The organism is Caulobacter sp. 10L414 (assembly GCF_056395525.1).
Window position 1 is genome coordinate 19,745 of sequence record NZ_JBFTJR010000002.1, and the last position, 24,186, is coordinate 43,930.

18 protein-coding genes are annotated in these 24,186 nt (G+C 70.0%); 11 read left to right on the forward strand and 7 right to left on the reverse strand.

The genetic code is table 11. The annotated features are described in order from the left end of the window. Nucleotides 1-52 precede the first annotated feature (52 nt). Both AC1DCG_RS00855 and AC1DCG_RS00860 read left to right on the forward strand, forming a co-directional pair. Complete coding sequence (locus AC1DCG_RS00855; RefSeq protein WP_205691768.1) at nucleotides 53-754, forward strand: Tat pathway signal sequence domain protein; 702 nt, start codon at nucleotides 53-55, stop codon at nucleotides 752-754. Then, on the forward strand, nucleotides 751-2,592 hold the full coding sequence (locus AC1DCG_RS00860) for an arginine--tRNA ligase (protein WP_477028398.1): 1,842 nt from the start codon (nucleotides 751-753) through the stop codon (nucleotides 2,590-2,592). Before AC1DCG_RS00855 ends, AC1DCG_RS00860 begins: the two co-directional genes overlap by 4 nt. 175 nt (nucleotides 2,593-2,767) lie before the next feature. On the opposite strand, the gene AC1DCG_RS00865 is transcribed toward AC1DCG_RS00860, so the two are convergent. After that, nucleotides 2,768-4,168 carry a glycoside hydrolase family 28 protein gene (locus AC1DCG_RS00865; RefSeq protein ID WP_477028397.1) on the reverse strand — a complete coding sequence of 467 codons (1,401 nt, stop codon included), beginning with the start codon at nucleotides 4,166-4,168 and terminating at the stop codon, nucleotides 2,768-2,770. Nucleotides 4,169-4,390: 222 nt separating this feature from the next. Here AC1DCG_RS00865 and AC1DCG_RS00870 point away from each other — a divergent pair, with 222 nt between their 5' ends. Further along, complete coding sequence (locus AC1DCG_RS00870; protein WP_477028396.1) at nucleotides 4,391-5,830, forward strand: aldehyde dehydrogenase family protein; 1,440 nt, start codon at nucleotides 4,391-4,393, stop codon at nucleotides 5,828-5,830. 205 nt (nucleotides 5,831-6,035) lie between these two features. Here AC1DCG_RS00870 and AC1DCG_RS00875 read toward each other — a convergent pair whose 3' ends face one another. Next, entirely contained in the window at nucleotides 6,036-8,462 is a 2,427-nt protein-coding gene (locus tag AC1DCG_RS00875; protein ID WP_477028395.1) for a M20/M25/M40 family metallo-hydrolase, read from the reverse strand. Between the two features lie 188 nt (nucleotides 8,463-8,650). On the opposite strand from AC1DCG_RS00875, the gene AC1DCG_RS00880 reads away from it, so the two are divergent. The 3 genes from AC1DCG_RS00880 to AC1DCG_RS00890 all read left to right on the forward strand — a co-directional run bounded on the left by AC1DCG_RS00880 (nucleotide 8,651) and on the right by AC1DCG_RS00890 (nucleotide 11,096). After that, nucleotides 8,651-9,007 carry a DUF3060 domain-containing protein gene (locus tag AC1DCG_RS00880; protein ID WP_477028394.1) on the forward strand — a complete coding sequence of 119 codons (357 nt, stop codon included), beginning with the start codon at nucleotides 8,651-8,653 and terminating at the stop codon, nucleotides 9,005-9,007. 85 nt (nucleotides 9,008-9,092) lie between these two features. Beyond that, nucleotides 9,093-10,394, forward strand: a complete 1,302-nt coding sequence (locus AC1DCG_RS00885) for an MFS transporter (protein WP_477028393.1) — start codon at nucleotides 9,093-9,095, stop codon at nucleotides 10,392-10,394. A gap of 66 nt (nucleotides 10,395-10,460) precedes the next feature. Beyond that, nucleotides 10,461-11,096, forward strand: a complete 636-nt coding sequence (locus AC1DCG_RS00890; RefSeq protein WP_477028392.1) for a glutathione S-transferase family protein — start codon at nucleotides 10,461-10,463, stop codon at nucleotides 11,094-11,096. A gap of 103 nt (nucleotides 11,097-11,199) precedes the next feature. On the opposite strand, the gene AC1DCG_RS00895 is transcribed toward AC1DCG_RS00890, so the two are convergent. Then, a complete protein-coding gene (locus tag AC1DCG_RS00895; protein ID WP_165261447.1) occupies nucleotides 11,200-13,809 on the reverse strand; it encodes a TonB-dependent receptor in 2,610 nt (869 codons plus the stop codon). A gap of 265 nt (nucleotides 13,810-14,074) precedes the next feature. On the opposite strand from AC1DCG_RS00895, the gene AC1DCG_RS00900 reads away from it, so the two are divergent. From AC1DCG_RS00900 to AC1DCG_RS00915, 4 genes are all read left to right on the forward strand, one after another. Continuing rightward, nucleotides 14,075-15,517, forward strand: a complete 1,443-nt coding sequence (locus AC1DCG_RS00900) for a protein adenylyltransferase SelO (RefSeq protein WP_477028390.1) — start codon at nucleotides 14,075-14,077, stop codon at nucleotides 15,515-15,517. A 171-nt stretch (nucleotides 15,518-15,688) separates the two neighbouring features. Further along, nucleotides 15,689-15,814: a hypothetical protein gene (locus AC1DCG_RS00905; protein ID WP_101716832.1), complete on the forward strand. Its 126-nt coding sequence runs from the start codon at nucleotides 15,689-15,691 to the stop codon at nucleotides 15,812-15,814. A 500-nt stretch (nucleotides 15,815-16,314) separates the two neighbouring features. Then, nucleotides 16,315-17,532: an RtcB family protein gene (locus AC1DCG_RS00910; RefSeq protein WP_477028389.1), complete on the forward strand. Its 1,218-nt coding sequence runs from the start codon at nucleotides 16,315-16,317 to the stop codon at nucleotides 17,530-17,532. Between the two features lie 128 nt (nucleotides 17,533-17,660). Continuing rightward, a complete protein-coding gene (locus AC1DCG_RS00915; protein ID WP_477028388.1) occupies nucleotides 17,661-18,725 on the forward strand; it encodes an RICIN domain-containing protein in 1,065 nt (354 codons plus the stop codon). On the opposite strand, the gene AC1DCG_RS00920 is transcribed toward AC1DCG_RS00915, so the two are convergent. Continuing rightward, entirely contained in the window at nucleotides 18,722-19,357 is a 636-nt protein-coding gene (locus AC1DCG_RS00920; protein ID WP_477036883.1) for a DUF2306 domain-containing protein, read from the reverse strand. The genes AC1DCG_RS00915 and AC1DCG_RS00920 overlap by 4 nt on opposite strands. 105 nt (nucleotides 19,358-19,462) lie before the next feature. On the opposite strand from AC1DCG_RS00920, the gene AC1DCG_RS00925 reads away from it, so the two are divergent. After that, nucleotides 19,463-20,239 (forward strand): LytTR family DNA-binding domain-containing protein, encoded by a 777-nt coding sequence (locus AC1DCG_RS00925; RefSeq protein WP_477028386.1) that lies wholly within the window; start codon nucleotides 19,463-19,465, stop codon nucleotides 20,237-20,239. 154 nt (nucleotides 20,240-20,393) lie between these two features. Here the strand turns inward: AC1DCG_RS00925 and paoC are convergent, their stop codons facing one another. From paoC to paoA, 3 genes are read right to left on the reverse strand one after another with little or no spacing between them, the layout of a single operon-like run. After that, nucleotides 20,394-22,592 (reverse strand): aldehyde oxidoreductase molybdenum-binding subunit PaoC, encoded by a 2,199-nt coding sequence (gene paoC, locus AC1DCG_RS00930; protein WP_477028385.1) that lies wholly within the window; start codon nucleotides 22,590-22,592, stop codon nucleotides 20,394-20,396. A 4-nt stretch (nucleotides 22,593-22,596) separates the two neighbouring features. Beyond that, nucleotides 22,597-23,547 carry an FAD binding domain-containing protein gene (locus tag AC1DCG_RS00935; RefSeq protein WP_477028384.1) on the reverse strand — a complete coding sequence of 317 codons (951 nt, stop codon included), beginning with the start codon at nucleotides 23,545-23,547 and terminating at the stop codon, nucleotides 22,597-22,599. Then, the gene (gene paoA / locus AC1DCG_RS00940; RefSeq protein WP_477028383.1) at nucleotides 23,544-24,170 is read right to left on the reverse strand and encodes an aldehyde dehydrogenase iron-sulfur subunit PaoA; all 627 of its coding nucleotides are present in this window, start codon (nucleotides 24,168-24,170) and stop codon (nucleotides 23,544-23,546) included. Before paoA ends, AC1DCG_RS00935 begins: the two co-directional genes overlap by 4 nt. Nucleotides 24,171-24,186: the final 16 nt, after the last annotated feature.

Consider the following 24,186-nt stretch of genomic DNA (forward strand, 5'->3'; position numbering starts at 1 on the left):
CGCCGGGTGGGGCCTTTCCCTTTCTGGCAATCCTTCTCGAACCGGACGTTTCATGCGCCGCACGCTTTCCGTCGCCTTCAGCGCCCTGATGGCCCTGTCGATCGCCGTCACCGCCACCAGCGCCTACGCCCAGGGCGGCGGCCGCGGCGGCCAGGGCGGCGGCCAGGAGGACGACGGCTCCAAGAAGAAGAAGCGCGACGAGGAGTGGAACCAGCCCAAGGCTCCGCTGGCCCAGCTGCGCAACGCCGGCCCGTGCCCCTTCGTGAAGGTGCTGTACGACGCCAGCCGCTATGTCGAGTTCAAGGGCGGCAAGGAAAGCGCCGCGGCCACCGCCTACACCGGCGAAATCCAGGGCGTGTCGTCGGGCTGCGCCTACAAGAGCGACGACCCCATCAAGATGCAGGTCGAGGTTCTGTTCTCGCTGGGTCGCGGCCCGGAAGCGACCGAGAGCCGCAAGACCTATCGCTACTGGGTGGCCGTGACCGAGCGCAACAAGGACGTCCTGGCCAAGGAATATTTCGACCTGCCGATCACCTTCCCGGCCAGCGGCGACCGCGTCTACGCCACCGAGAAGCTGCAGACCATCACCATCCCGCGCGCCGAAGCCACGACGAGCGGCAGCAATTTCGAAGTCCTGATCGGCTTCGACGTCACCCCGGAAATGGCCGCCTTCAACCGCGACGGCAAGCGCTTCCGCGTCAACGCCGGCCAGGCCGCCCAAGCCCAGCAAGCAGGGACTCCTCCTAAGCAATGAACGATTTGAAGCGGTCCTTGAGCGAGGCGGCCGCGGCCGCTTTCCAGGCCGCCGGACTGTCTCCCGACTTCGGGCGCGTCACGGCGTCCGACCGGCCCGACCTGGCCGACTTCCAGTGCAACGGCGCCCTCGCCGCGGCCAAGAGCGCCAAGCGTAACCCCCGCGAGATCGCCGTCCAGGTGGTCGAGCAGCTGAAGGCCGATCCGCGCCTGGCCTCGGTCGAGATCGCCGGCGTCGGCTTCATCAACATGCGCGTCAGCCCCGCGGCCCTGGCCGCCCGCGCCGACGAGATCGCCGCCGACGAGCGCGCCGGCGCCAGCCTGCTGGAAGAGCCGCGCCGCGTGCTGGTCGACTATGCCGGTCCCAACGTGGCCAAGCCGATGCACGTGGGCCACCTGCGCGCCTCGATCATCGGTGAGTCGATCAAGCGCCTGTACCGCTTCCGCGGCGACCAGGTGGTGGGCGACGCCCACTTCGGCGACTGGGGCTTCCAGATGGGCCTGCTCATCACCGCGGTGATGGACGAGGACGCCTTCATCGCGGCCCTGATGGACAAGCTGCCGGACGCCCCGCGCGACTTCTCCGACGCCGACGCCGCCAAGGTGCGCGCCGAGTTCGCCGGCCGGGTGACCCTGGCCGACCTCGACCGCCTGTATCCGGCCGCCGCCGCGCGCGCCAAGGAAGACGCCGAGTACCGCGACCGCGCCCGCAAGGCGACCGCCGACCTGCAGAACGGCCGCTTCGGCTATCGCCTGCTGTGGAAGCACTTCGTCGACGTCAGCCGCGTCGCCCTGGAGCGCGAGTTCCACGCCCTGGGCGTCGACTTCGACCTGTGGAAGGGCGAGAGCGACGCCGACCCGCTGATCGCGCCGATGGTGCGCCAGCTGGAGGACAAGGGCCTGCTGGTCGAGGACCAGGGCGCCCGCATCGTCCGCGTGGCCCGTCCGGGCGAGACCAAGAAGAAGAAGCTGCCCGACGGCTCGGTGATCGAGGTCGAGAGCCCCGATCCGCTGCTGGTGGTCTCGTCGGAAGGCTCGGCCATGTATGGCACGACCGACCTGGCCACGATCCTGGATCGTCGCCAGTCGTTCGACCCGCACCTGATCCTCTACTGCGTCGACCAGCGCCAGGCCGACCACTTCGAGCAGGTGTTCCGCGCCGCCTACCTGGCCGGCTACGCCCAGCCGGGCGGTCTGGAGCACATCGGCTTCGGCACCATGAACGGCGCCGACGGCAAGCCGTTCAAGACCCGCGCCGGCGGCGTGCTGAAGCTGCACGACCTGATCGAGATGGCCCGCGAGAAGGCCCGCGAGCGCCTGCGCGAAGCCGGCCTTGGTTCGGAACTGTCGCCGGAAGCCTTCGAGGAGACGGCGCACAAGGTGGGCGTCGCCGCCCTGAAGTTCGCCGACCTGCAGAACTTCCGCGGCACCTCCTACGTCTTCGACCTCGACCGCTTCACCAGCTTCGAGGGCAAGACCGGTCCGTACCTGCTGTACCAGACCGTCCGTATCAAGAGCATCCTGCGCAAGGCGGCCGAGCAGGGCGCCCAAGGCGGGCCCGTGATCGTCGCCGAGCAGGCCGAACGCGACCTGACCCTGCTGCTGGACGCCTTCGAGGGCGCGCTTGGCGAGGCCTACGACAAGAAGGCCCCCAACTTCGTGGCCGAGCACGCCTACAAGCTGGCTCAGGGCTTCTCGAAGTTCTACGCCGCCTGCCCGATCCTGGGCGCCGACGAGCCGGCCGTGCGCGCCTCGCGCCTGACCCTGGCCCAGACGGCGCTCAAGCAGCTGGAGCTGGCGCTGGACCTGCTGGGCGTCGAGACTCCCGAGCGGATGTAGGACCTTGTCCCTCTCCCCCTGCGGGAGAGGGTGGCCTCCCGAAGGGAGGTCGGGTGAGGGGTCTCTGAAAAGCAAAACGCCGCGACAGCCGACCAGCTGCCGCGGCGTTTTTCGTAGGTGCGACCCCTCATCCGTCGGCCTTCGGCCGCCACCTTCTCCCGCAAGGGGAGAAGGATCAGTCGGTCGAAAACCCCGTCACATTCTCGGTCTTCACCGGTCCGGCGACCTTGCCGACCGACACCTTGCGCAGCCGCACGTCGCGGATCGGCAGGTCCTTTTCGCCCTTGAGACTGCACACCGAGCCGGCCTCGGCGACGCGCACGTCGCTGACCCGCAGGCCCTCGATCGCGGTGAGCCGCCGCTCGTAGGTCGGGACCAGGGTGCGCCACTGGTAGAGGACGTCGGTGTCGACCGCGAGCACGCTGCCGGCGATCTTCGTGGCGCTGACATTGCGCATGTGGATGTTGCGCACAAAGCCGCCGCGCCGCTCGTTGGTCTTGACGAACAGCAGGTTGGCGATCGGCACGGCCCAGCCGTCCTCGCCCTTCCCGTCGCCGGTGAAGTGGCAGTTGTCGACGAAGACATTCTCGATCCCCGCCGACAGTTCGCTGCCCACGGCCATCAGCTGGTGGCCGTTCCTGACCTTGCAGTCGCGCATGACGACGTTGCGGGTGGGAACGCCTAGGCGCCAGGCGTCCTGGTCGCGGCCCGACTTCACCGACACCGCGTCGTCGCCCTGGTCGAAGTCGCAGTCCTCGATCAGCACGTTCTGGCTCATCTCCGGATCGACGCCGTCGTTGTTGTGGCCATGGGCGCGGATCTTCACCCGCCGGATGACCACGTCGGTGCAGAGGAACGGGTGGATCACCCAGAACGGGCTGTCCTCGATGCTGATGTCCTCGATCAGCACGTGGCGGCAGCGGTTGAACTGGATGAACTGCGGGCGAAGGTTGGCCTGGCCCGTCGTCATCCGGCGCTCGCTCACCGGTTCGCCCCTGGCGGCCTGGTGATACAGCGCCACCAGGGCGTCCATGTGCGGCTTGGGGCGCTTGTACCACTCGCGCCAGACGTCCAGCCTGGCCTTCAGCTTGCCGGGGCCGGTGATCGCCACGTTCTCGCACGCGAAGGCGTAGACCAGCGGCGAGTAGTTCCAGCACTCCAGCCCCTCCCACGTCGTCTGGACGGGCGGCAGGTAGTCGGCGGGCTTTTCCGAGAACAGCAGGGTCGCGCCCTTGGCCAGATGCAGGGCGACGTTGCTCTTCAGGTGCACCTTGCCGGTGGGCCAGGTTCCTGCAGGCACGACCACCACGCCGGCGCCGGCCGCACTGGCCGCCGCGATCGCCGCGGACAAGGCGGCGCTGGTCCTGCCCTGGTCGCCCTGGTCGGCGCCGAAGTCGGTGATGGGAAACCGCCGGGCGCCCGAAAAGTCGGGCACGCCGATCGAGGGCATGTCGAAGGGTGCGGTCGGGCGCACCAGCTTGCGGGGCAGGGGGCGAGCCAGGGCCAGGCCCGGCAGCAGCGGCGCGGCCAGTCCGCCCGCCAGCGCCATCCGCCGGCTCGGTAGGTCGAAAGCCATGCCGTGTCTCCCCATGCGTCGGGCGTCGCGCGCCCGTGTTGCGGCATTCCTCACATGTTGGAATTCGAAGTCAATATTCGGGAGTTGAGTCCCGGCGCCGGCGGCGTCGCCGCGTGGGGCGGCGCGGGAAAGCCCTTCCCACCTGATCGCCGATAATTAGAATGAGCGTTTGAAAGAGCGCCGCCCCCGTCCCAGGTTAGAGCGGCCCGGCAGGAGGAACCCATGCGCGACTACCTGAAGTTCTACATCGACGGCCAGTGGGTCGAGCCGAAGTCCGACAAGACGGTGGACGTCATCAATCCCGCCACCGAGGCCGTGGCCGGCCGGGTGACCCTGGGCTCGGTCGAGGACGTCGATCTGGCGGTCCGCGCCGCCCGCAAGGCCTTCGCGACCTATTCCCAGACCAGCCGCGAGGAGCGCATCGACCTGCTCGAGCGGATCATCGCCGAGTACCAGAAGCGCTTCGAGGACATGGCCAAGGCCATCACCGAGGAGATGGGCGCCCCCGCGTGGCTGGCCCAGCGCGCCCAGGCGGCGATGGGCATCGCCCACGTCCAGACCTCGCTGCAGGTGCTCAAGGACTACAGGTTCGAAGAGGATCGCGGCACGACCCGCCTGGTCAAGGAGCCGATCGGCGTCTGCGCCTTCATCACCCCGTGGAACTGGCCGGTGAACCAGATCGCCTGCAAGGTCGCGCCGGCCTTGGCCGTTGGCTGCACCATGGTGCTGAAGCCGTCCGAGATCGCGCCGTTCTCGGCCTGGGTGTGGACCGAGATCCTGGAGGCCGCCGGCGTGCCGGCCGGCGTCTTCAACCTGGTCAACGGCGACGGCCCCACGGTCGGCGCGGCGCTGTCCAGCCATCCTGAAGTCGACATGGTGTCGTTCACCGGCTCGACCCGCGCCGGCATCGAGGTGGCCAAGAACGCCGCCCCGACGGTCAAGCGCGTGCACCAGGAGCTGGGCGGCAAGAGCCCCAACATCATCCTCGACGACGCCGACTTCCAGCGCGCCGTCGGCGGCGGCGTGGCCTCGGTGATGATGAACTCGGGCCAGTCGTGCAACGCGCCCACCCGCATGCTGGTGCCGGCCAAGCGCATGGACGAGGTGATCGCCATCGCCAAGGCCGCCGCCGAGGCCCACACGGTGGGCGACCCCAGCGGCAATTCCAAGCTCGGCCCGGTGGTGTCCGAGGTGCAGTGGACCAAGATCCAGGGCCTGATCCAGAAGGGCGTCGACGAGGGCGCGACCCTGGTGGCCGGCGGTCCGGGCAAGCCCGAGGGGCTGGAGACCGGCTACTACGTCAAGCCGACCGTCTTCGCCAACGTCACCCCCGACATGACCATCGCCAAGGAAGAGATCTTCGGCCCGGTGCTGTCGATCCTCGGCTACGACAGCGTCGACGAGGCCGTGGCGATCGGCAACGACACCGAGTACGGCCTGGCGGCCTATGTCTCGGGGACCGATCCGAGCGAGGTGCGCAAGGTGGCGAGCAAGCTGCGCGCCGGCCAGGTGAACCTCAATGGCGCCAGCCCCGACCTGATGGCCCCGTTCGGCGGCTACAAGATGAGCGGCAACGGCCGCGAGTGGGGCGACCACGCCTTCGGCGAGTTCCTCGAGACCAAGGCCATCCTCGGCTACGCGCCCAAGCAGGCGGCGGAGTAGAAGGACCCTTCTCCCACCGAGTTCCCCTTCTCCCATAGGGAGAAGGAGGGGCCCGCGCCGCAGGCGCGGGAGGATGAGGGGTTACGTGGCCGGCCGGCGCGCCGGCACGATCATGGGCAATGCGGTGAGGATTTAACCCCTCACCCTCCCACCGCTTCGCGGCGGGCCCCTCCCTCTCCCTCTGGGAGAGGTTTTCAAAGGCGTATCACCACCGCACGCTGGCCCGGGTCAGCACCAGGGTCTTGTCGGAGACGCCCCAGCCCATCAGGCCGTCCGGCTTGGCGCCGGGCGAGGGGGCGGCCCTGGGCCAGCCTTCGCGCACCTCCAGGGCGGCGGCCTCGACGTGGCCGCTGCCGTTCAGCCGGCTGAAGCTCAGGGTCACGCCGTTGGGATCGGGGGCGTGGTAGGTCAGGCTGGTCCATTCGCCGCGCTTGGTGGCCAAGGGGACGGGGCGGCCGTTCAGGCGGGCGCCGGCCAGCATGCCGTCGGGCTTGATGCGCAGGGTGACGTACTCGGCGCCCGGACCGGGGATCACCCGCACCAGCAGCCGCTCGCCGGCCTGTTCCAAAACCAGCTGCGGCGGGTCCAGCGGCACGGGCCGCGTTTCGGCCATCCACACCTTGGAGCGGAAGAACGGCGGCAGGTCGCGCTGGGCCGGCGCGCCGCCCTGGGCGGTCAGGGCTCCGCGCGACCAGGCGTCCAGGCGCGGCAGGGTCGAGATCCGCCAGGCTTGGCCGCTGGACAGGTCCGACAGGTGGGCCGCCTCGGTCAGTTCCGGCCGGGCCGGGGTGGCGCCGGCCAGCACCGCATAGGCGACGAGGCCGCCGCCCAGCGCGGCGACCAGGGTGGCGGGAATGGCCGCCAGCTTCAGGGCCGAGAAATCGTGGGCCAGCGGCACCAGGGCGGGCAGGGCCAGCAGGCCGAATGCCGCCAGCACCGCCGGCAGGGTCACGCCCAGTCCGGCGAAGGTCCACGCGCCCCAGGCGCCGACCTGAGTCACGACCACGACCGCCGCCAGGGCGACGCAGGCGGTCAGGGCCCAGGCCACGCGGTGGTCGCGGGTGCCGCCCTTGGCCAGCACCAGCACGGCGGCCAGCGCGGCGACCAGCAGCGGCCAGACGGCCATCACCGAGCCGCCGGGCAGCAGGATCATGGCCGCGACGGCGATGGCCAGCAGGCCGACCAGGGCGCCGATCCAGGCCCCCAGCACGCCCACCGGCTTGCCCAGCGAGGCCCAGACCAGCACGGCGCTGGCCGCGCCCAGGCCGACGCCGATCGGATCCAGCGCGGGCGGTCCGCCGATCAGGCAGGTCAGGCCGCCGGCCGCCAGCGCCAGCAGGCTGGGCCAGATCCGCGCCGCGCCCTTGGCCTGGCCGATGACCACGGCCAGGGCCACGCCGACCAGGATGGCGGTGCAGCCCAGCAGCAACGGATCAAACCGCCCCAGCAGGGCGTAGTGGGCCTGCAGGTCGGCGATGTTCAGCAGCTTGCCCGTCAGGTGCAGGACCAGCGCCCCGGAGGTTCCCACCAGCAGGAAGCCGCAGAGGCCCTTGAGCAGCTCGACGGCGCTGGTTCCCCGGACCATCAGGCCGCGCACCAGGGCGTACAGCACCAGCGCGCCGGCCAGGGCCAGCAGGCCCCAGCCGACCGTGACCGGATAGCTGACCATGGTCAGGCCGAAGACGTCGGAATAGATGGCGTTGGGCGCCTTGCCCGGCAGGTCGGCGGCGCCGGCCAGCGCGCGGACGCTGGGCAGCACTTGGTCACCGAAGTGCTGCAGGCTGCCCTGGTCGAGGTGGTCGGCCCGGGCCAGCGGGGTGTGATAGGCCAACTGGTCGTCGATGAAGGCGAAGTTCAGCCCCGGCAGGCCGGCCTTCACCGCGTGGGTGAAGTCGGTGTCGTTGGGCATCTTCTCGTAGACGGCCGCGGCCAGCGAGTTGGCGGCCGGCCGCCTGGCCTCGCGGGCGAACAGCGCCATCAGGGCGCCGTTCTGCGGGCCGGTCTGGAACATCGCCGCCCGGCCGCTGTCGCCGCGCGCCTCCATGTTGATCACCACGCCCACCTTCTGGCGCAGCGGGTCGCGGGCGAAGAAGGCGTCGGCGCCAAGCAGGCCCTGCTCCTCGCCGTCGGTGAACAGGAAGATCACGTCGCGGGCGGACGTGGGGCCGGCCTTCAGCGCGCGGGCGACCTCGAGGGCGGCGGCCACGCCGGCGGCGTCGTCGGCCGCGCCCGGCGAGTTGGCCACCGAGTCGTAGTGGCTCATGATCAGTACGGCCGGCTTGGTGCGATCGGCGCCCGGCAGCACGCCGATGACGTTCTGCACCGTCCCCGCGGCCAGCCAGCGGCCGTCGTTGCGCGGCCCGGCATAGCCCTCGTCGGCGCGGACCGAAAGCTCCAGCCCCAGGGCGGTGATGCGGGCCATCAGGTGCTCGCGCACCCGCACGATGTCGGTCGAGCCGGTGGGGTGGGGACGCAGGGCGATGGTCCGCACGTCGGCCATGGCGCGCTGCGCCGAAAAGGCGTCGGGCGGGGCGCTGGCGGGAGCGACCGGCGGGGATCTCTGCGCCAGCGCGGCCAGCGCCAGGCCCAGCAGCAGGCAGATCCAGAAACCGAGAAGTCTGATCGCTTTCATGCGCGGCTCGCCCTCGCGTCCATCCCCGCTCCCGCGTCGAGGGTGCGGGTGTTCGCGCGCGGGGGGAACGGGGAAAGGCGGCGTGCGGAACGAAAATGGGGCGCAACCGCTAGGGTTTTCCCCAGCATGGCGGCGCGGGGCGGCCGCGCTATGCCTCGGCCCCACCGTCATCTCCTTCGAGGTCATCGATGAGCATCGTTCCCGCCTTCGCGATCCTGGCCATGCTGGCCGGCGCGTCGCTCCAGCCGACGGGGCCGGCCGAGGCGAACGGCAAGGCGATCGCCATCTCGGGAACCGACCAGGTCGAGACCCTGCCGTGCGAGGGGCGCGCCGTGGCGATCACCGGGGTCGACAACACCGTCACCCTGACCGGGGTGTGCGCCAGCCTGCAGGTCTCGGGCAGCGGCAACACGGTCACCATCGCGATCGCGCCGGGCGGCGTGCTGTCGGTCACGGGCACGGACCAGAAGATCCGCTGGCGCTCCACCGGCGAGGTTCGCCGCCAGGTCAGCGGCGTCGACAACCAGGTGGTCCGCGAGAAGTAGCGCGCCGATCCGGCCCGTTGCTTCCGTCGCGCGCCGCTGGCAGGGTCGCCGGCAAGCGGCCGGGAGCGCCGCGCGGAGGCGCAGCGTGACCCCGTTCCACCATCTGCTGGCCAACAACCTGGCGGCCAACATCACCAACTTCACGGTCTGGTTCGCCCTGACCTTCTACGTCTATCTGGAGACCCGCTCGGTGTTCGCCACCGGCATGATCGCCGGGGTGTATCTGGTGCTGACGGCGGCCTGCGGCTTCTGGTTCGGCAGCCTTGTCGACCATCACCGCAAGAAGACGGCCATGCTGGGTTCCAGCCTCGCCTCGCTGGGTTTCTACGCCGTGGCGCTGGCCGTGCACGAACTGGCGCCGAAGGGGGCGATCGCCGATGTCGGCCGGCCCTGGCTGTGGGCGTTCATCGGTCTTTGCATGCTGGGCGTGATCGCCGGCAACGTCCGCAGCGTGGCCTTGCCGCCCCTGGTGACGATCCTCATCCCGGAGGCCCAGCGCGACAAGGCCAACGGCCTGGTCGGGATGGTCACCGGCATCGGCTTCCTGACCACCTCTGTGATCAGCGGCTTTCTGGTGGCCTGGGGCGGCATGCGGCTGGCCCTGGGCTTCGCCCTGGTCCTGACCCTGGCCGCCTTCGTCCACCTGCTGGCCGTGCGGGTCGACGAGCCGCGCGCCAGCGCCGAGGACGGGGCCCACGCCGGGCCCCGCCAGGTCGACATCGCCGGCACGGTGCGGGTGATCGCCGGCGTGCCCGGCCTTTTCGCCCTGATCCTGTTTGCGACCTTCAACAACTTCCTGGGCGGGATCTTCATGGCCCTGCTCGACGCCTACGGCCTGTCGCTGGTGTCGGTGCAGGCCTGGGGGCTTCTGTTCGGCGTGCTGTCGACGGCCTTCATCCTCAGCGGGATCGTCATTTCCAGGACCGGCCTGGGGCCCAGTCCCCTGCGCACCCTGCTGCTGGTCAACCTGATCACCTGGGGCGTCTGCTGCGTCTTCACCCTGCAGTCGTCGATCTGGCTGCTGGCCGGCGGCTGCTTCGTCTGGATGCTGCTGGGGCCCTATGCCGAGGCGGCCGAGCAGACCACCCTGCAGAAGGTGGTGCCGCTGGAGCGCCAGGGGCGGGTCTTCGGCTTCGCCCAGTCGGTGGAGCAGGCCGCCTCGCCCCTGACCGCCTTCCTGATCGGCCCGCTGACCCAGTTCGTGGTCATTCCCTTCATGACCGACGGCGCCGGCGCGGCGGCCATCGGCGACTGGTTCGGCCGCGGACCGGACCGGGGCATCGCGCTGGTGTTCACGGCGGCCGGCGTGGTGGGCGTTCTGGCCACGATCGCCGCCTTCAACTCACGGCCCTACCGGCAGCTGAAAGCCGCCTATGCCGCCGGCTGAGCCGCTCGCCCGGCGAACGCCGCATGCACGCCGCCCCGGACCGCCGGGGCAGGCCGGAGCCCGAAGATGGACCTGATAAGCCTTCCCGTCTCGCCCTTCGCGGCGCGCGTGCGCATCGCGATCTACGCCAAGGACCTGCCGATCGGCGTGGTCCCGCCGCCGGCGGGATGGCGCGAAAGCCGCCACTTTCGAGACCTGTCGCCGACCGGCCGCATCCCGGTGCTGCTCGACGAGCGCGGGCCGATCTGGGAGTCGGCGGTCCTGCTCGAATATCTGGAGGAGCGGTTTCCGCACGCGCCGCCCCTGCTGCCCGCCGACGTCTTCGATCGGGCGACGGCCAGGCTGCTGGTGCGTCACGTCGATCTCTACCTGATGCCGCCGATGGTGCTGCTGGCCCAGCCGCGCAACGACGAGGGCGCCGCCCGCCGGGCGGTCGAGGAGCTGTTGAGCGGCGTGACCATGCTCGACGGGCTCCTGCAGGGAGTGCGGTACGCGGTCGGCGACCAGCTGACGATCGCCGACTGCGCCCTGGCGCCGGCCCTGTTCGCGCTGGGCGTGACGGCCGAGCGCCTGGGGATGGACCTGATCGAGCCCGGGTCGGCCGTCGACGTCTATGCCCGGCTTTCACGGCGCGACCCCCATGTGGAGCGCGTGATCGGGGAGATGGAGCAGGGGCTGCGCCTGCTGGTGCGGGTCGACTAGCCGGCGACGCGGGCTCGCCGACCTGCAACGAAAAAGGGCGGCCCGTGCGGACCGCCCTTTCCCTGCCCCGGGAGCCCGTCGCCGGGCCCCCTAGCCGTCTTGCTTAGAACTTCGACCGCAGCGTCACGCCGTAGGTGCGCGGCGCGCCGAGGAAGGCGTCGTAGGTGAGGGTGTCGTTGGCCGGGTTGTAGACCTTGTTGGTCGCCGACAGGCCCGAGGAGCCTTGCAGCGGGCCGTTGAACACCACCTGGTAGTAGTTCTTGTCGAGCAGGTTCTGGGCCCACAGTTCGACCGCCCACTTGTCGTCGGCGTCGCCCAGGCCGACCCGGGCGTTGAGCAGCGGGAAGGCCTTCTGCTGCTTGAACGGGAACAGGTCCGAGCCGGTGTTGTACTCCGAGGAGTACTTGCCGCCGACGTTGTACTTGGCCTTCAGCGAACCGCCGACCGAGTGCTCGTAGCTGATCGAGGCCGAGGCCGACCATTCCGGCGCGAACGACATCTGCGAGCCGGGCAGCAGGACCAGGGCGTTGGTCGGGTCGTTGGCGATCGGCTGGTCGCCGTACTCGGTCTTGGAGTAGGTCGCACCGCTTTGGATGGTCAGGCCGCGCACCGGGGTGAACCACAGGAAGTCGATGTCGACGCCCTTGGAGGTCACTTCCTCGACCGAGCGCACCGCGAACGAGGTGCCCAGGAAGGTGTTCAGCTGGAAGTCGCTGAACTTCTGGTAGAAGCCCGTGACGTTGAACAGCACCGTGCGATTGAACAGGGTGTTCTTCACGCCGATTTCGTAGCTGTCGACGAACTCGGCCGGGAACGAGGTGTCGGTGATCGGCACCACGCCCACGCCGCCCGAGGGCAGGCCGTTCGACGACTGGGTGCGGTCGAGGTTGAAGCCGCTGCCCTTGTAGCCGCGGGCGTACGAGGCATAGGTGAACACCGACGGGTTCAGGCGGTAGCTGGCCTTGACCGTGCCGGTCCACTCACGCTCGCTCAGGCTCTGCTTGGTGCCGCGGCCGTTGAACAGCGGGTTGGCCCAGGGCAGGCACATGTTGCCGACGACGGTCGAGACCAGGCTGGTGCCCGTGGCGGTGCCGAACAGGGCGGCCGGAACGCCGCGGCCCACCAGGGTGGAGGCGACGCGGGCCTGGCCCGCCGGGGTCAGCAGCACGCCGCAGGCGTTGGAGGCGCCCGTCTGGTAGGTGTCGAGGTCCTTCTCTTCGGCCGTGTAGCGCAGGCCCACGGTGATATCGAAGGCGTCGGTGATCTTCAGCGTGTTGTTGGTGAACAGCGCCACGGTCTTGGAGCGCTGGTTGTAGGTGTCGTGCAGGCCGGTGCCGGCGGTGAACGAGCTGCCGTAGGGCAGGGCGGTGATCTGCGAGGCGAACAGCGCGCTGTTCGCCTGGTTGACCGTGATGCCGGCCGGAGCCAGGGCGCCGGCGACGCCCGACAGGACGATCGTCGACATGTAGGCTTCGTAGTCGCTGCCGAAGCGGAAGTTGGCTTCGTTGTCCAGGCGCTCGTCGGCCAGGAAGGCGCCGACCAGCCAGTTCAGGCGCTCGGTGCTGCCGGCCAGGCGCAGTTCCTGGCTGAAGGTGGTGAACTCGGCGTAGTTGGTGCCGTCCTTGGCGCGGTAGGTGATGTCGGCGGCGGTGAAGTCGCTGTCCTGGCCGCTGTCGATGCGCCAGTTGCGGATGGCGCTGATCGAGGTCAGCGTGCCGATCGGCAGGTCGATGTCGGCCTGCAGCGAGATGCCCTTGTCCTCGATCTCCTGCGGCGCGCCGCGGTTGGAATAGGCCACGCGCTTGAACGGATCGGCCGGGTTGGCGATGCCGACGCCGCCCTGCGACAGGGCGTTGACCACGGCCGCGGTCGGGCCGGTGCGGATCTGCACGGCGCCGCAGCAGTTTTCGTCGCGCTTGGTGTAGTCGGCGATGATCTTGAAGGTCGAGTTGTCGTCCGGCACGAACAGCAGCTGGCCGCGCACGGTGTAGAAGTTCTGGTCGGCGTCGTGCTTCTCGCCGCTCGGACCCTTGCCGGTGATGACGTTGTTGAAGCCTTCGCGCTCGCGGGCGGCGGCGTAGAGGCGGCCGGCCCACTTGTCGCTGCCGAACAGCGGACCGGTGACCGAGGCCGCCGCGCCGAAGGCGTTGTAGTTGCCGGCGGTCAGCTCGCCGTTGGCCCCGAAGCCGAACTCCGGCTCCTTGGTCATGATGTTGATGACGCCGGCCGAGGTGTTCTTGCCGAACAGGGTGCCTTGCGGGCCCTTCAGCACCTCGATGCGCTCCATTTCGCCCAGGTCGCCGAACGACACGCCGTTGCGGGGGCGATAGACGCCGTCGATGACGATGCCGACCGAGCTTTCCAGGCCGGGGTTGTCGCCGACGGTGCCGACGCCGCGGATGCGGGCGGTGGTCGAGGCTTCCGACGTGGTCGAGGTCACCGTGAGACCCGGAGTCAGGATCGTCAGGTCCTTGATGTCGCGCACGCCGGTGTCCTGCAGCAGCTTGGCGCCGACCGCGGTGACCACCACCGGGGTGTCCTGCAGGTTCTGCTCGCGCTTCTGGGCGGTGACGATGATGCTGTCGACGGTAAGGGTTTCGGGCTCTTGGGCGGCCGCCGCGGCCGAGTCCTGAGCATGGGCGACGCCGATGGCGGCGACGCCCGCGAGCACGACGGCGGAGGCCGTGCCGCGAAGCACCTGGGTAAAGCGCATTTCCTACCTCGGTTCGTTATGACGAGAGCGCTTGCACCGCCCCCGCCGGTTTTTTGATTGGCCTTCACCCGAACGATCGTTCGAATGGACAGCCAATGGTTATGGGCGCTCCGTATGCTCGGCAAGCGAAAACCTTGCTGTGAAACGGTTCGAAGGTTCCTGTTGCGAAACTGCGACAGCGTTATGCGAACATGCCGAGGTTCTTAAAATCGCCGATCCGGGGGCTTCCCTTGCGCCGGAGGGGCGGCGGGCGCATCTGGCGTCCATGCCGGTCTCCGCACGCTTCCGCCCCGATTCCCGCTTCGCCCCGCTGGGGAGCGAGTTCGCCGACCCGGTGGCGGCCGCCGACTTTCCGGAAACGATCCTGCGGTTCCGCAACGATCGGGCCGCCGCCAGCGTGGGGCTGGACGGGCTGAGCGACGCCGAGTGGATCGCCCATTTCGGACGGTTCGTCCCCCTGCCGGGCGCCCAGCCGAACCCGCTGGCCATGCGCTATCACGGCCACCAGTTCCGTTCGTACAACCCCGAGCTCGGCGACGGCCGGGGATTCCTGTTCGCCCAGGTGCGCGAAGCCGGAACAGACCGCCTGCTCGACCTGGCCACCAAGGGCTCGGGCCAGACGCCGTGGTCGCGGCACGGCGACGGCCGGCTGACCCTGAAGGGCGGCATGCGCGAGATCCTGGCCGCCGGCCTGCTGGAGGCGCTGGGCGTTCCGACCTCGCGGGCCTTCTCCCTGATCGAGACCGGCGAGGCCCTGACCCGCGGCGACGAGCCCAGCCCGACCCGATCGGCGGTGCTGACCAGGCTCTCGCACAGCCACATCCGCTTCGGGACCTTCCAGCGCCTGGCCTATTTCGACCGCGCCGACCTGATCGGGACGATGGTCGACCACGTGGTCGAGACCTATTTCCCGCACCTGGCCGACGCGACGGACCGTCCGGCGGCGATGTTCGAGGAGGTGGTCGTGCGCACCGCTCGCCTCGTGGCCCGCTGGATGGCCGCCGGCTTCGTGCACGGGGTGCTCAACACCGACAACATGGTCGTCACCGGCGAGAGCTTCGACTACGGACCCTGGCGCTTCCTGCCGCGCAACGACCCCAATTTCACCGCCGCCTATTTCGACCATTCGGGGCTCTACAGCTTCGGCCGCCAGCCCGAGGCGGGGTTCTGGAACCTGCAGCAGCTGGCCGCCTGCCTGGTGCTGGTCAGCCCCGACCAGGCCGGCCTGATCGCGGCGCTGAACCGCTTTTCCGACGCCTACAAGGACGGCCTGCGCGAGGCGATGATCGCGCGCCTGGGCGTCAAGGGGCGCGGCGGCGAGGCAGACGTCGAGCTGGTCAACGCCGCCTTCAAGGCCCTGGCCGAGGGGACCAAGCTGGCCGGCGGCGAGGCCCTGCGCTGGGAGCCGTTCTTCTTCGACTGGTTCGGCGGCGAGGCCTCGCAAGCCCGCGCGCTGGAGGGGCCGCGCGGCGCGCTCTACCAGGATCCGGTTTTCGCCGATTTCCGCTCGCGGCTTTCGGGTTTCGAGCCCGACCGTCCGGAACGACTGGAAAACCCCGTGTTCGGACGATCCGAGCCCGAGGAGCTGCTGATCGAGGAGGTCGAGGCCCTGTGGGCGCCGATCGACCAGGCCGACGACTGGGCGCCGCTGAACGCCAAGCTGGCCCGGATCGAGGCGGCGCGAAAGGCCTACGGCCTTCATGTGTAATCTGGACGACTGACATAAGTTTGAGGCATTTATGCCGCATGCTGAGTTTTCCGGAGTCGCGACCGGAACCAACGTCAAGCTTGCGATTTAAGCGTGCTGGACGGTGGTCTAACAACCCTGCGGCCAACCCCCTGCCGACCAGGCCGGGCGGGACAAGGTGGAGAATAACGCATGCGCATCTTCCAACCGATCATGCTGGTCTGCGCCGTGGCCCTGTCGTTCATCGGCGCCCTTGGCCTGCCGGGCTGCGCCCGCGCCATCGGCGAAGCCCTCTCGGACGGCCCCGAACTGGCCTAGAGTTCCTTCTCCCCCTTGCGGGAGAAGGTGTCATCCGCAGGATGACGGATGAGGGGTCTCTCAAACGGGAGGCGCCTCACCCAGCCTTTCCGCCGTCGCGGCGGCGCCGGTCATCGACCCCTCACCCGACCCGCTTCGCGGGCCACCCTCTCCCGCAAGGGGAGAGGGGCATATTTGCCACACCGTCCGCAACTTCCGCGCGCGCCGCTCGCTCGGCGCTGGCGCGGGTTCGCATAACCCTGTAATCGCCCGCCTCCCGATAAGGACCTCGAAGATCATGGCGCGCAAAGCCCTGCCGATCATGCCCGTCAGCTATCAACTCGACCGCCAGGTCGAGGGTAATGACGCGCGCGTGTCGGAGGGGATGACGGCCTAGGTCCAAGCGGACTTCGGGAAGTACGAGAAAACCCCTCCTGGCCTTGGCCGGAGGGGTTTTTCGTTTTTGCGCGGAAATTCCTTCGCCCATGACGCCGGGAGGGCCGATTGGAAAGGAGAAGCCCATGGGAGGCTTCACGCATATCGAAAGCGAAGGCGCGCCGATCAAGGCGTGGACGCAAGGGGTGCCGATCGAGGACTCGGCGCTCAAGCAGCTGCGCAACGTCGCCAGCCTGCCGTTCATCCACAAGCACGTGGCGGTGATGCCCGACGTGCACTGGGGGATGGGCGCCACCGTCGGCTCGGTGATCCCGACCTGGAAGGCGATCATCCCGGCCGCCGTGGGCGTCGACATCGGCTGCGGCATGATGGCGGTGCGCACCTCGATCCGCGCCGAGCACCTGCCCGACAACCTGTTCGGGATCCGCTCGTCGATCGAGGCGGCCGTGCCCCACGGCCGCACCGACAACGGCGGGCGCAACGACAAGGGCGCCTGGCAGACTGAGCCCCCGGCGATCGCGGCGGCCAAGTGGGCGGAGCTGAAGGCCGGCTACGACGACGTCGTCGACCGCAACCCCAAGGCCGCTCACCCGCGCGGGTTCGGGCACCTGGGCACGCTGGGCACGGGCAACCACTTCGTCGAGCTGTGCCTCGACGAGGCCGGCGACGTCTGGGTGATGCTGCACTCGGGCTCGCGCGGGGTCGGCAACCGGTTCGGGACCTACTTCATCGAGCGGGCCAAGCACGAGATGCGCCGCTGGTTCGTGAACCTGCCCGATGAGGACCTGGCCTACTTCGCCGAAGGCAGCGACGGCTTCGTCGACTACGTGCGGGCCGTGGCCTGGGCCCAGAAGTACGCCCGGGCCAACCGCGAGGTGATGATGGACCAGGTGCTGGGGGTGCTGCGCGAGCACTTCCCCGACCTGGTGGTGACGCAGGAGGCGGTGAACTGCCACCACAACTACGTCTCCAAGGAGAAGCACTTCGGCAAGGACGTCTACCTGACCCGCAAGGGCGCGGTGTCGGCCAAGGCCGGGGAGCTGGGCATCATCCCCGGCTCGATGGGCGCCAAGTCGTTCATCGTGCGCGGCAAGGGCAACCCGGACTCGTTCTGCACCTGCTCCCACGGGGCGGGCCGCGCGATGAGCCGCAACGAAGCCAAGCGCCGGTTCACGGTGGAGGACCACGTCGCGGCCACGGCCGGCGTGGAATGCCGCAAGGACGAAGGGGTGATCGACGAAACCCCGATGGCCTACAAGGACATCGACGCGGTCATGGCCGCCCAGAGCGATCTGGTGGAGATCGTCCACACGCTGCGCCAGGTCATCTGTGTAAAGGGATAGCGGGACGCCGTCCGGTCGCAAGACCGGGCGGCGTTTCCGCGTGGGGCTACCCATTGTGGGCGGGTGGTGCGTACAGCGCGCGCGTCTGTTGCTAAGCCGCTGCTCAAGGTTGATTTGAGGCGCGCGCCATGGCCACGGAAATCCCGTTCCCGACCCGGCCCTTCTACATCGTCTCCAGGCTGTCCGGCGGCGAGAGCCTGGCGCTGACGAGGGGCGAAGGCGACAAGGTCGCCCTGCAGCGGCTGGAGGGCGACCCGGACCAGCTGTGGACGGCCGAGGCCTACATCCATGGCGGCGCGGTGCTGCGCCACGTGGCCAGCGGCCTGGTCCTGACCTATCGGACCCGCCACTACTCGACGCCGAAGGGCGGCGGCTACGACACCCCCGAGGGCGCCGTGCATCTGGCGCCCTTCTCGCCGGGCGAGGTGCGGCAGGTCTGGCGCGCCGAAGCGGTGAAAGGCTGGGTCGTGCTGAACACCCGGCTGGACTGGGAATACAAGCTGAACATCTATCGCTCCGACCCGCGCGGCGACATCGGCGTCTATCGCTGGGACGGCGGGGCCGACAACGAGTGCTGGGCCCTGCCGGTAGAGGAGGGCCAGGTGATCGTCACCGACCTGCGCTACGCCCGGCGGTCGTTCATCGACATGGCGTACTTTTTCGGGCCGCCGGGGCCGGTCATGACGGTCGACAACCGGGCGGGGGATGCGCTGCTGACCGACGTGCGCTGGACGCCGCGCAGCTACCACATCGAGCGGGCGTTCGTCGTCGACGAGGCCGGCAAACGCGGCGGGCTGGCAGCGTTGGGTCCGGCCTTCGGCTTCGATCTCGCCGCCGAGGGAGCCCCCGACCAGGAAGTTCTGGAGCGCCCGATCCAGCCGATGGCCGAGGGGTGTTCGGAGTCTCCGTATCACGAGGTTTTCGACGATCCGACGCAGGTGCTGGTCGAGGTTCCGGCGGACCGGATCTACGGCTACCGGACGGTGGTGGAGTACGCCCGGGTCGTCGCGCCGTTCACTGCAACCCTGCGCCTGCGCTCGTCGGTCACCGGCGAGATTTCCGGCGAGGCGATGGTCGAGGGACGGTTCTTCGGCGTCAATCCCATGCGCCATGAGGTGCATGTGCAGGACCTCACCGAGGTCGGCGTCGATGGCGGGCCGGGCGATCTGGTGGGCGCGTCGGAGCCGGCCTAGGCGGACTTGCCCCCTCGCCGCAGCCACAGTTCGGCGAGGATCAGGTTGGGAACCCAGGCCAGGAACGAGATGGCGCGGTACCAGGGCAGGAACGGCAGGTCGAAGACCACGATCAGGGGCAGGTAGAGCCTCAGGGTGACGGCCGCCAGGGTCAGCGCCCACGAGCGGATCATCCAGCGGCGGTGGTCTGCGAAGCGGCCTTGCAGCGCCGCCCGCCAGCCCAGCAGGTTCACGGTGATCCACAGGACGGCCAGCACGCCGAAGCCGGTCGCGGCGATCGGGCCGGCCGACGAGCCGGGCGCCAGGACGAGGCCCGCCGCGCCGCCCACGAAGCAGGCCAGCACATAGACCCGTCCGACCCAGCGGTGCGGCGGTCCCGCGCCCCGGCGAAGGGCCGGAATGAACTGCAGCGAACCCAGTGTCAGCGCCGTGATCGATCCGGCGACGTGGACGACCAGCCACGGAACCCCGCGCGGATTGCCCAGCGCCTGGGCCGGGGTCTGGGGCGGATGCAGCAGGTAGCGGGCGGAATAGGCGGCGATCCCCAGGCACAGCAGGGCGAGGGCGATCCAGCCCAGGCGGGCGGGCCAGGACAGCGTCCCGGGACGAGGCGTGATGGTGGTGATGGTCAAGGCGGCGGCCCCCGTTGCGATTTCGTCGAAGCTCGTTGCCGGGCGGGCGGCGGCTCGCTAGGCCTTGCTTCGCGAACGGCGCCGGGGCTGCGCGAACGGGACGGCATGGACAGCGGGACGGACGAACGGGGCGGTTGGACGATCGCGCGGCGATGGGCGGTCGATCTGGCCATGCTGACGGCGGTGGGCCTGCTGATGGGCTTCCTCGCCCCGTTCGCCTCCGAGCGCCTGCCCGTCGTCGGCCGCTATCTCCACTGGATGATCTGCATGGTCGGGGGCGGGCTGATCGGCATCGCCGTCGACGCGCTGCTGGCGCGGCTGACGGCTTCGGGCTGGCGACGGGTGCTGGCGGTCTCCCTGGTCATGACGCCGCCGGTGACCCTGCTCGTGCTGGTCGTCCAGCATCTGCTGGCGGGCGGGCCGCTGAGCTGGCCAGGCTTCTGGGTGCTGCTGTGGCAGGTGTGGCCGATTTCGCTGGCGCTGATGGCGGTGCGGGCGCTGGTCTGGCGGCGTCGGGACGCCCGGGTCGAGACGCGGACGATCATCGCCCCGCCTCTGCCCGAGGCCGAGGCGGCGTTCCGGCGGCGGCTTTCGGCCAGGCGCAGGGCGGCGCGGCTGATCGCCGTCGAGGCGCACGACCACTATCTGAAGGTCCACACCGACGCCGGGGCCGAGCTGATCACCCTGCGTTTCGCCGACGCCCTGGGCGAACTGACCAGCGCCCATGGCTGGCGCGTCCACCGCTCGTGGTGGGTGGCGGCCGACGCGGTCGAGGCGGTGCGCTGGCGACGGGGCGCGGGCGAGCTAAGCCTCGCCGGCGGCCTGGCCGCCCCGGTCAGCAGGACCTACGCCCCGGTGCTGAAGGAAGCCGGCTGGTTCTAGCCTCGGCCACCACAGCTCGCTCAATCCCCGCGAAGGCGGGGACCCAAGCTGACTTTCAGGCTCACCTGTGTCGGCGACCAACCTTCCGATCCCGCTTGGATCCCCGCCTTCGCGGGGAAACTCGGAGCAATGGCGCGGGGGCTCCGCGCCCCCCTCACGCCAGGACCGGCATCTTCTCCAGCAGCTTGTCCAGCGTCACCGGATACTCGCGCACCCGCACGCCGGTGGCGTTGTAGATGGCGTTGGCCACCGCCGCGCCGACGCCGCAGATGCCCAGTTCGCCCACGCCCTTGGCCTTCATCGGCGAGGACATCGGGTCGGTCTCGTCGAGGAAGATCACGTCCTGGTGCGGGATGTCGGCGTGCACCGGCACCTCGTAGCCGGCCAGGTCGTGGTTGGCGAAGAAGCCGATGCGCTTGTCGACGACCAGCTCCTCCATCAGCGCCGCGCCGGCGCCCATGACCATGGCCCCGATCACCTGGCTGCGGGCCGACTTCGGATTGAGGATCCGGCCTGCGGCGCAGACGGCCAGCATCCGGCGGATGCGGATCTCGGCCGTCCAGGCGTCGACGCCGACCTCGACGAAGTGGGCGCCGAAGGTCGACTGCTGGTGGGTCTTGGTGAGGTCGCCGTACTCCATGAAGTCCTCGGCGGTGACCGGGCCCTCGGCGGCGGCCTTTTCCAGCGGCAGGCTCTGGTTGCCGAGCTTCACGCGGCCGTCGGCGAACTCGGCCTTGGCCGGGTCGAGGCCCAGCTTGCCGGCGACCGCCTCGCGCAGCTTCATGCAGGCGGCGTAGACCCCGGCGGTCGAGCTGTTGGCGCCCCACTGGCCGCCCGAACCGGCCGAGACCGGGAACGACGAGTCGCCCAGGCGCACGTTCACCCGGTGCAGCGGCACGCCCATCATCTCGGCCGCGGTCTGGGCGATGATGGTGTAGCTGCCGGTGCCGATGTCGGTCATGTCGGTCTCGACGGTGACGACGCCGCTGGTCTCCAGCCGCACGCGGGCGGCCGACTTCATGACGAGGTTGTTGCGGAAGGCCGCCGCCACGCCCATGCCGACCAGCCAGCGGCCGTCGCGGGCCTGGCCTGGGGTCTTGGCGCGTCGGCTCCAGCCGAACTTGTCGGCGCCGGTGCGCAGGCACTCGTTGAGCCTGCGCTGCGAGAACGGCCGGCTGGGCTTTTCCGGATCGACCTGGGTGTCGTTGAGCACGCGGAAGTCGATGGGATCCATGCCCAGCTTCTCGGCCATCTCGTCGACGGCCACTTCCAGGGCCATCAGGCCGGGCGCCTCTCCGGGGGCGCGCATGGCGTTGCCCTCGGGCAGGTCCAGCACCGCCAGCCGGGTCTTGGTCATGCGGTTCTCGCCCGCATAGAGCAGGCGGGTCTGCTGCACGGCCGTCTCGGGGCCGCCGCCGGGCAGGTCGCCCGACCAGCTTTCGTGGCCGATGGCCAGGATCTTGCCCGCCTGATCGGTCCCGATGCGGATGCGCTGCAGCGTCGCGGGCCGGTGGGTGGTGTTGTTGAACATGAAGGGCCGGGGCAGGGCCAGCTTCACCGGCCGTCCCGCCGCCTTGGCGCCCAGGGCCGCCAGGATGGCGTCGGCCCGCACGAACAGCTTGCCGCCGAAGCCGCCGCCGATGAACGGCGACATCAGCCGCACGTTCTCGCGCGGGATCCCCAGGGTCTTGGCGACGTCGCCGGCCCCCCAGGCGATCATCTGGTTCGAGGTCCACAGGCTCAGCTTGTCGCCCTTCCAGGCGGCGATGCTGGCGTGCGGCTCCATCATCGCATGGGCGTGGTCGGGCGTGGCGTAGTGCTCGTCCAGCTTCACCGGCGCGGCGGCGAAGGCGGCGTCGAAGTCGCCGAAGGCGCTGTCGGGCCCGCCGTCCTTGGGCTTGGTCGCGCCGTCCTTGGCCGAGGCCAGGTCGAACGTCCCCTTGGCGCGCTCGTAGTCCGCCTTCACCAGGCCTGCGGCGGCGCGGGCCTGCTCGAAGGTTTCGGCGACCACCACGGCGATGGCCTGGTGGTAGTGCTGGATCTCCGGCCCGCCCAGCAGCATGGCGGTGTTGAAGTCGCCCTTGGCCAGCTTGCCGGCTTCGGCGGCGGTGACGATCGCCAGCACCCCCGGCGCGGCCTTGGCGCGCGAGAGGTCCATCGACGTGATCCGGCCCTTGGCGATCGCCGCGCCGACCACGTAGCCGTAGGCGATGTCGGGGATCGCGTCGTGGCGCTCGTAGGCGTAGGGGGCGCGGCCGGTGGTCTTCATCGGCCCGTCGATGCGGTCGACCGGCTTGCCGACCACCTTCATCTGGTCGATCGGGTTGGTCGTGGCGGGGGTGTCGAACTTCATGGCCTCAGCCCCTCGCTTCGGTGACGGCCGCGCCGATCGCGCGCTCGGCCAGGGTCAGCTTGAAGGCGTTCTGGCTGGTGGTGCGGGCGCCGGCCAGCAGGCCCTCGGAGACGGCTTTCGCGCCGCGCGGCAGGGCGGCCTCGGCCGCCTCCACCCGCCAGGGCTTGTGGGCGACGCCGCCCAGGGCCACCCGTCCCGAGCCGTCCTTGTGGATCACGCTGGCCACCGAGACGAGCGCGAAGGCGTAGGAGGCCCGGTCGCGCACCTTGCGATAGGCGTGAGCCCCGCCGACCGGCTTGGGCAGGGTGACGGCGGTGATCAGTTCGCCGCGCGCCAGGGCGGTTTCGACGTGGGGCGTCTCGCCCGGCAGGCGGTGGAAGTCGGCGATCGGGATCGAGCGCTCGGCGCCGTCCGGGCCGACGGTCTCGACGCTGGCGTCCAGCACGCGCAGGGCCACGGCCATGTCGCTGGGATGGGTGGCGATGCAGGCCTCGCTGGCGCCCAGCACCGCGAGGGTCCGCGTGAAGCCGCCGATGGCCGAGCAGCCCGCGCCCGGCGTGCGCTTATTGCAGGGCATGTTGGTGTCGTAGAAGTACGGGCACCGGGTGCGCTGCAGAAGGTTGCCGGCGGTGGTGGCCTTGTTGCGCAGCTGGCCGGAGGCGCCGGCCAGCAGGGCGCGCGAGAGCACGCCGTAGTCCTTGCGCACCCGCTTGTCGGCCGCCAGGTCGGTGTTGCGCACCAGGGCTCCGATGCGCAGGCCGCCGTCCTTGGTCGGGGCGATCTCGTCCAGCTTCAGGCCGTTGACGTCGATCAGCCGCGCGGGCGTCTCGATCTCCAGCTTCATCAGGTCGAGCAGGTTGGTGCCGCCGGCGATGAAGCGGGCGGCCGGGTCGGCGGCCAGCGCCGCGGCGGCTTCGCGCGGGCTCTTGGCGCGCTCGTAGGAAAACGCCCTCATGCCTTTGCTCCGGCGACTTCGGCCACGGCCTCGACGATGTTTGAGTAGGCGCCGCAGCGACAGATGTTGCCGCTCATGCGCTCGCGCAGCTCGGCCTGGCTGAACTCGACCTTGGCCGTCAGGTCGGCGGTGACGTGGCTGGGCACGCCGGCCCGGATCTCGTCGAGCACCGCCTTGGCCGAGCAGATCTGGCCCGGCGTGCAGTAGCCGCACTGGTAGCCGTCGTGCTTGACGAAGGCCGCCTGCAGCGGGTGCAGCTTCTCCGGGCCGCCCAGGCCCTCGATCGTGGTGACCTCGTCGCCCTCGTGCATCACCGCCAGCGACAGGCAGGAATTGATCCGCCGGCCGTCGACGATGACTGTGCAGGCGCCGCACTGGCCGTGGTCGCAGCCCTTCTTGCTGCCGGTCAGCTTCAGGTGCTCGCGCAGGGCGTCCAGCAGGGTGGTGCGGGTGTCCAGCTCCAGGGTCTGGCGCTGGCCGTTGACCGTGAAGGACACCTTCATCAGCGTGGGTTGTTCGGCGGGCGCGGCCGAGGCCATGCCCGGAGCCGCCGCGACGCCCACGGCCGCGCCGGTCGCCATCACTTCGCGCCTGGAAAGCTGAAGGTCGTCGAGTATCGCCATCCCATCCTCCGGTCCT

Coding starts and splice junctions, on each gene's coding strand:
- AC1DCG_RS00900 (WP_477028390.1), top strand. CDS start 14,075: ATGCCGGTCTCCGCACGCTTCCGCCCCGATTCCCGCTTCGCCCCGCTG.
- AC1DCG_RS00865 (WP_477028397.1), bottom strand. CDS start 4,168: ATGGCTTTCGACCTACCGAGCCGGCGGATGGCGCTGGCGGGCGGACTG.
- AC1DCG_RS00895 (WP_165261447.1), bottom strand. CDS start 13,809: ATGCGCTTTACCCAGGTGCTTCGCGGCACGGCCTCCGCCGTCGTGCTC.
- paoC (WP_477028385.1), bottom strand. CDS start 22,592: ATGAAGTTCGACACCCCCGCCACGACCAACCCGATCGACCAGATGAAG.
- AC1DCG_RS00915 (WP_477028388.1), top strand. CDS start 17,661: ATGGCCACGGAAATCCCGTTCCCGACCCGGCCCTTCTACATCGTCTCC.
- AC1DCG_RS00935 (WP_477028384.1), bottom strand. CDS start 23,547: ATGAGGGCGTTTTCCTACGAGCGCGCCAAGAGCCCGCGCGAAGCCGCC.
- AC1DCG_RS00890 (WP_477028392.1), top strand. CDS start 10,461: ATGGACCTGATAAGCCTTCCCGTCTCGCCCTTCGCGGCGCGCGTGCGC.
- AC1DCG_RS00855 (WP_205691768.1), top strand. CDS start 53: ATGCGCCGCACGCTTTCCGTCGCCTTCAGCGCCCTGATGGCCCTGTCG.
- paoA (WP_477028383.1), bottom strand. CDS start 24,170: ATGGCGATACTCGACGACCTTCAGCTTTCCAGGCGCGAAGTGATGGCG.
- AC1DCG_RS00880 (WP_477028394.1), top strand. CDS start 8,651: ATGAGCATCGTTCCCGCCTTCGCGATCCTGGCCATGCTGGCCGGCGCG.
- AC1DCG_RS00860 (WP_477028398.1), top strand. CDS start 751: ATGAACGATTTGAAGCGGTCCTTGAGCGAGGCGGCCGCGGCCGCTTTC.
- AC1DCG_RS00910 (WP_477028389.1), top strand. CDS start 16,315: ATGGGAGGCTTCACGCATATCGAAAGCGAAGGCGCGCCGATCAAGGCG.
- AC1DCG_RS00905 (WP_101716832.1), top strand. CDS start 15,689: ATGCGCATCTTCCAACCGATCATGCTGGTCTGCGCCGTGGCCCTGTCG.
- AC1DCG_RS00875 (WP_477028395.1), bottom strand. CDS start 8,462: ATGAAAGCGATCAGACTTCTCGGTTTCTGGATCTGCCTGCTGCTGGGC.
- AC1DCG_RS00925 (WP_477028386.1), top strand. CDS start 19,463: ATGGACAGCGGGACGGACGAACGGGGCGGTTGGACGATCGCGCGGCGA.
- AC1DCG_RS00870 (WP_477028396.1), top strand. CDS start 4,391: ATGCGCGACTACCTGAAGTTCTACATCGACGGCCAGTGGGTCGAGCCG.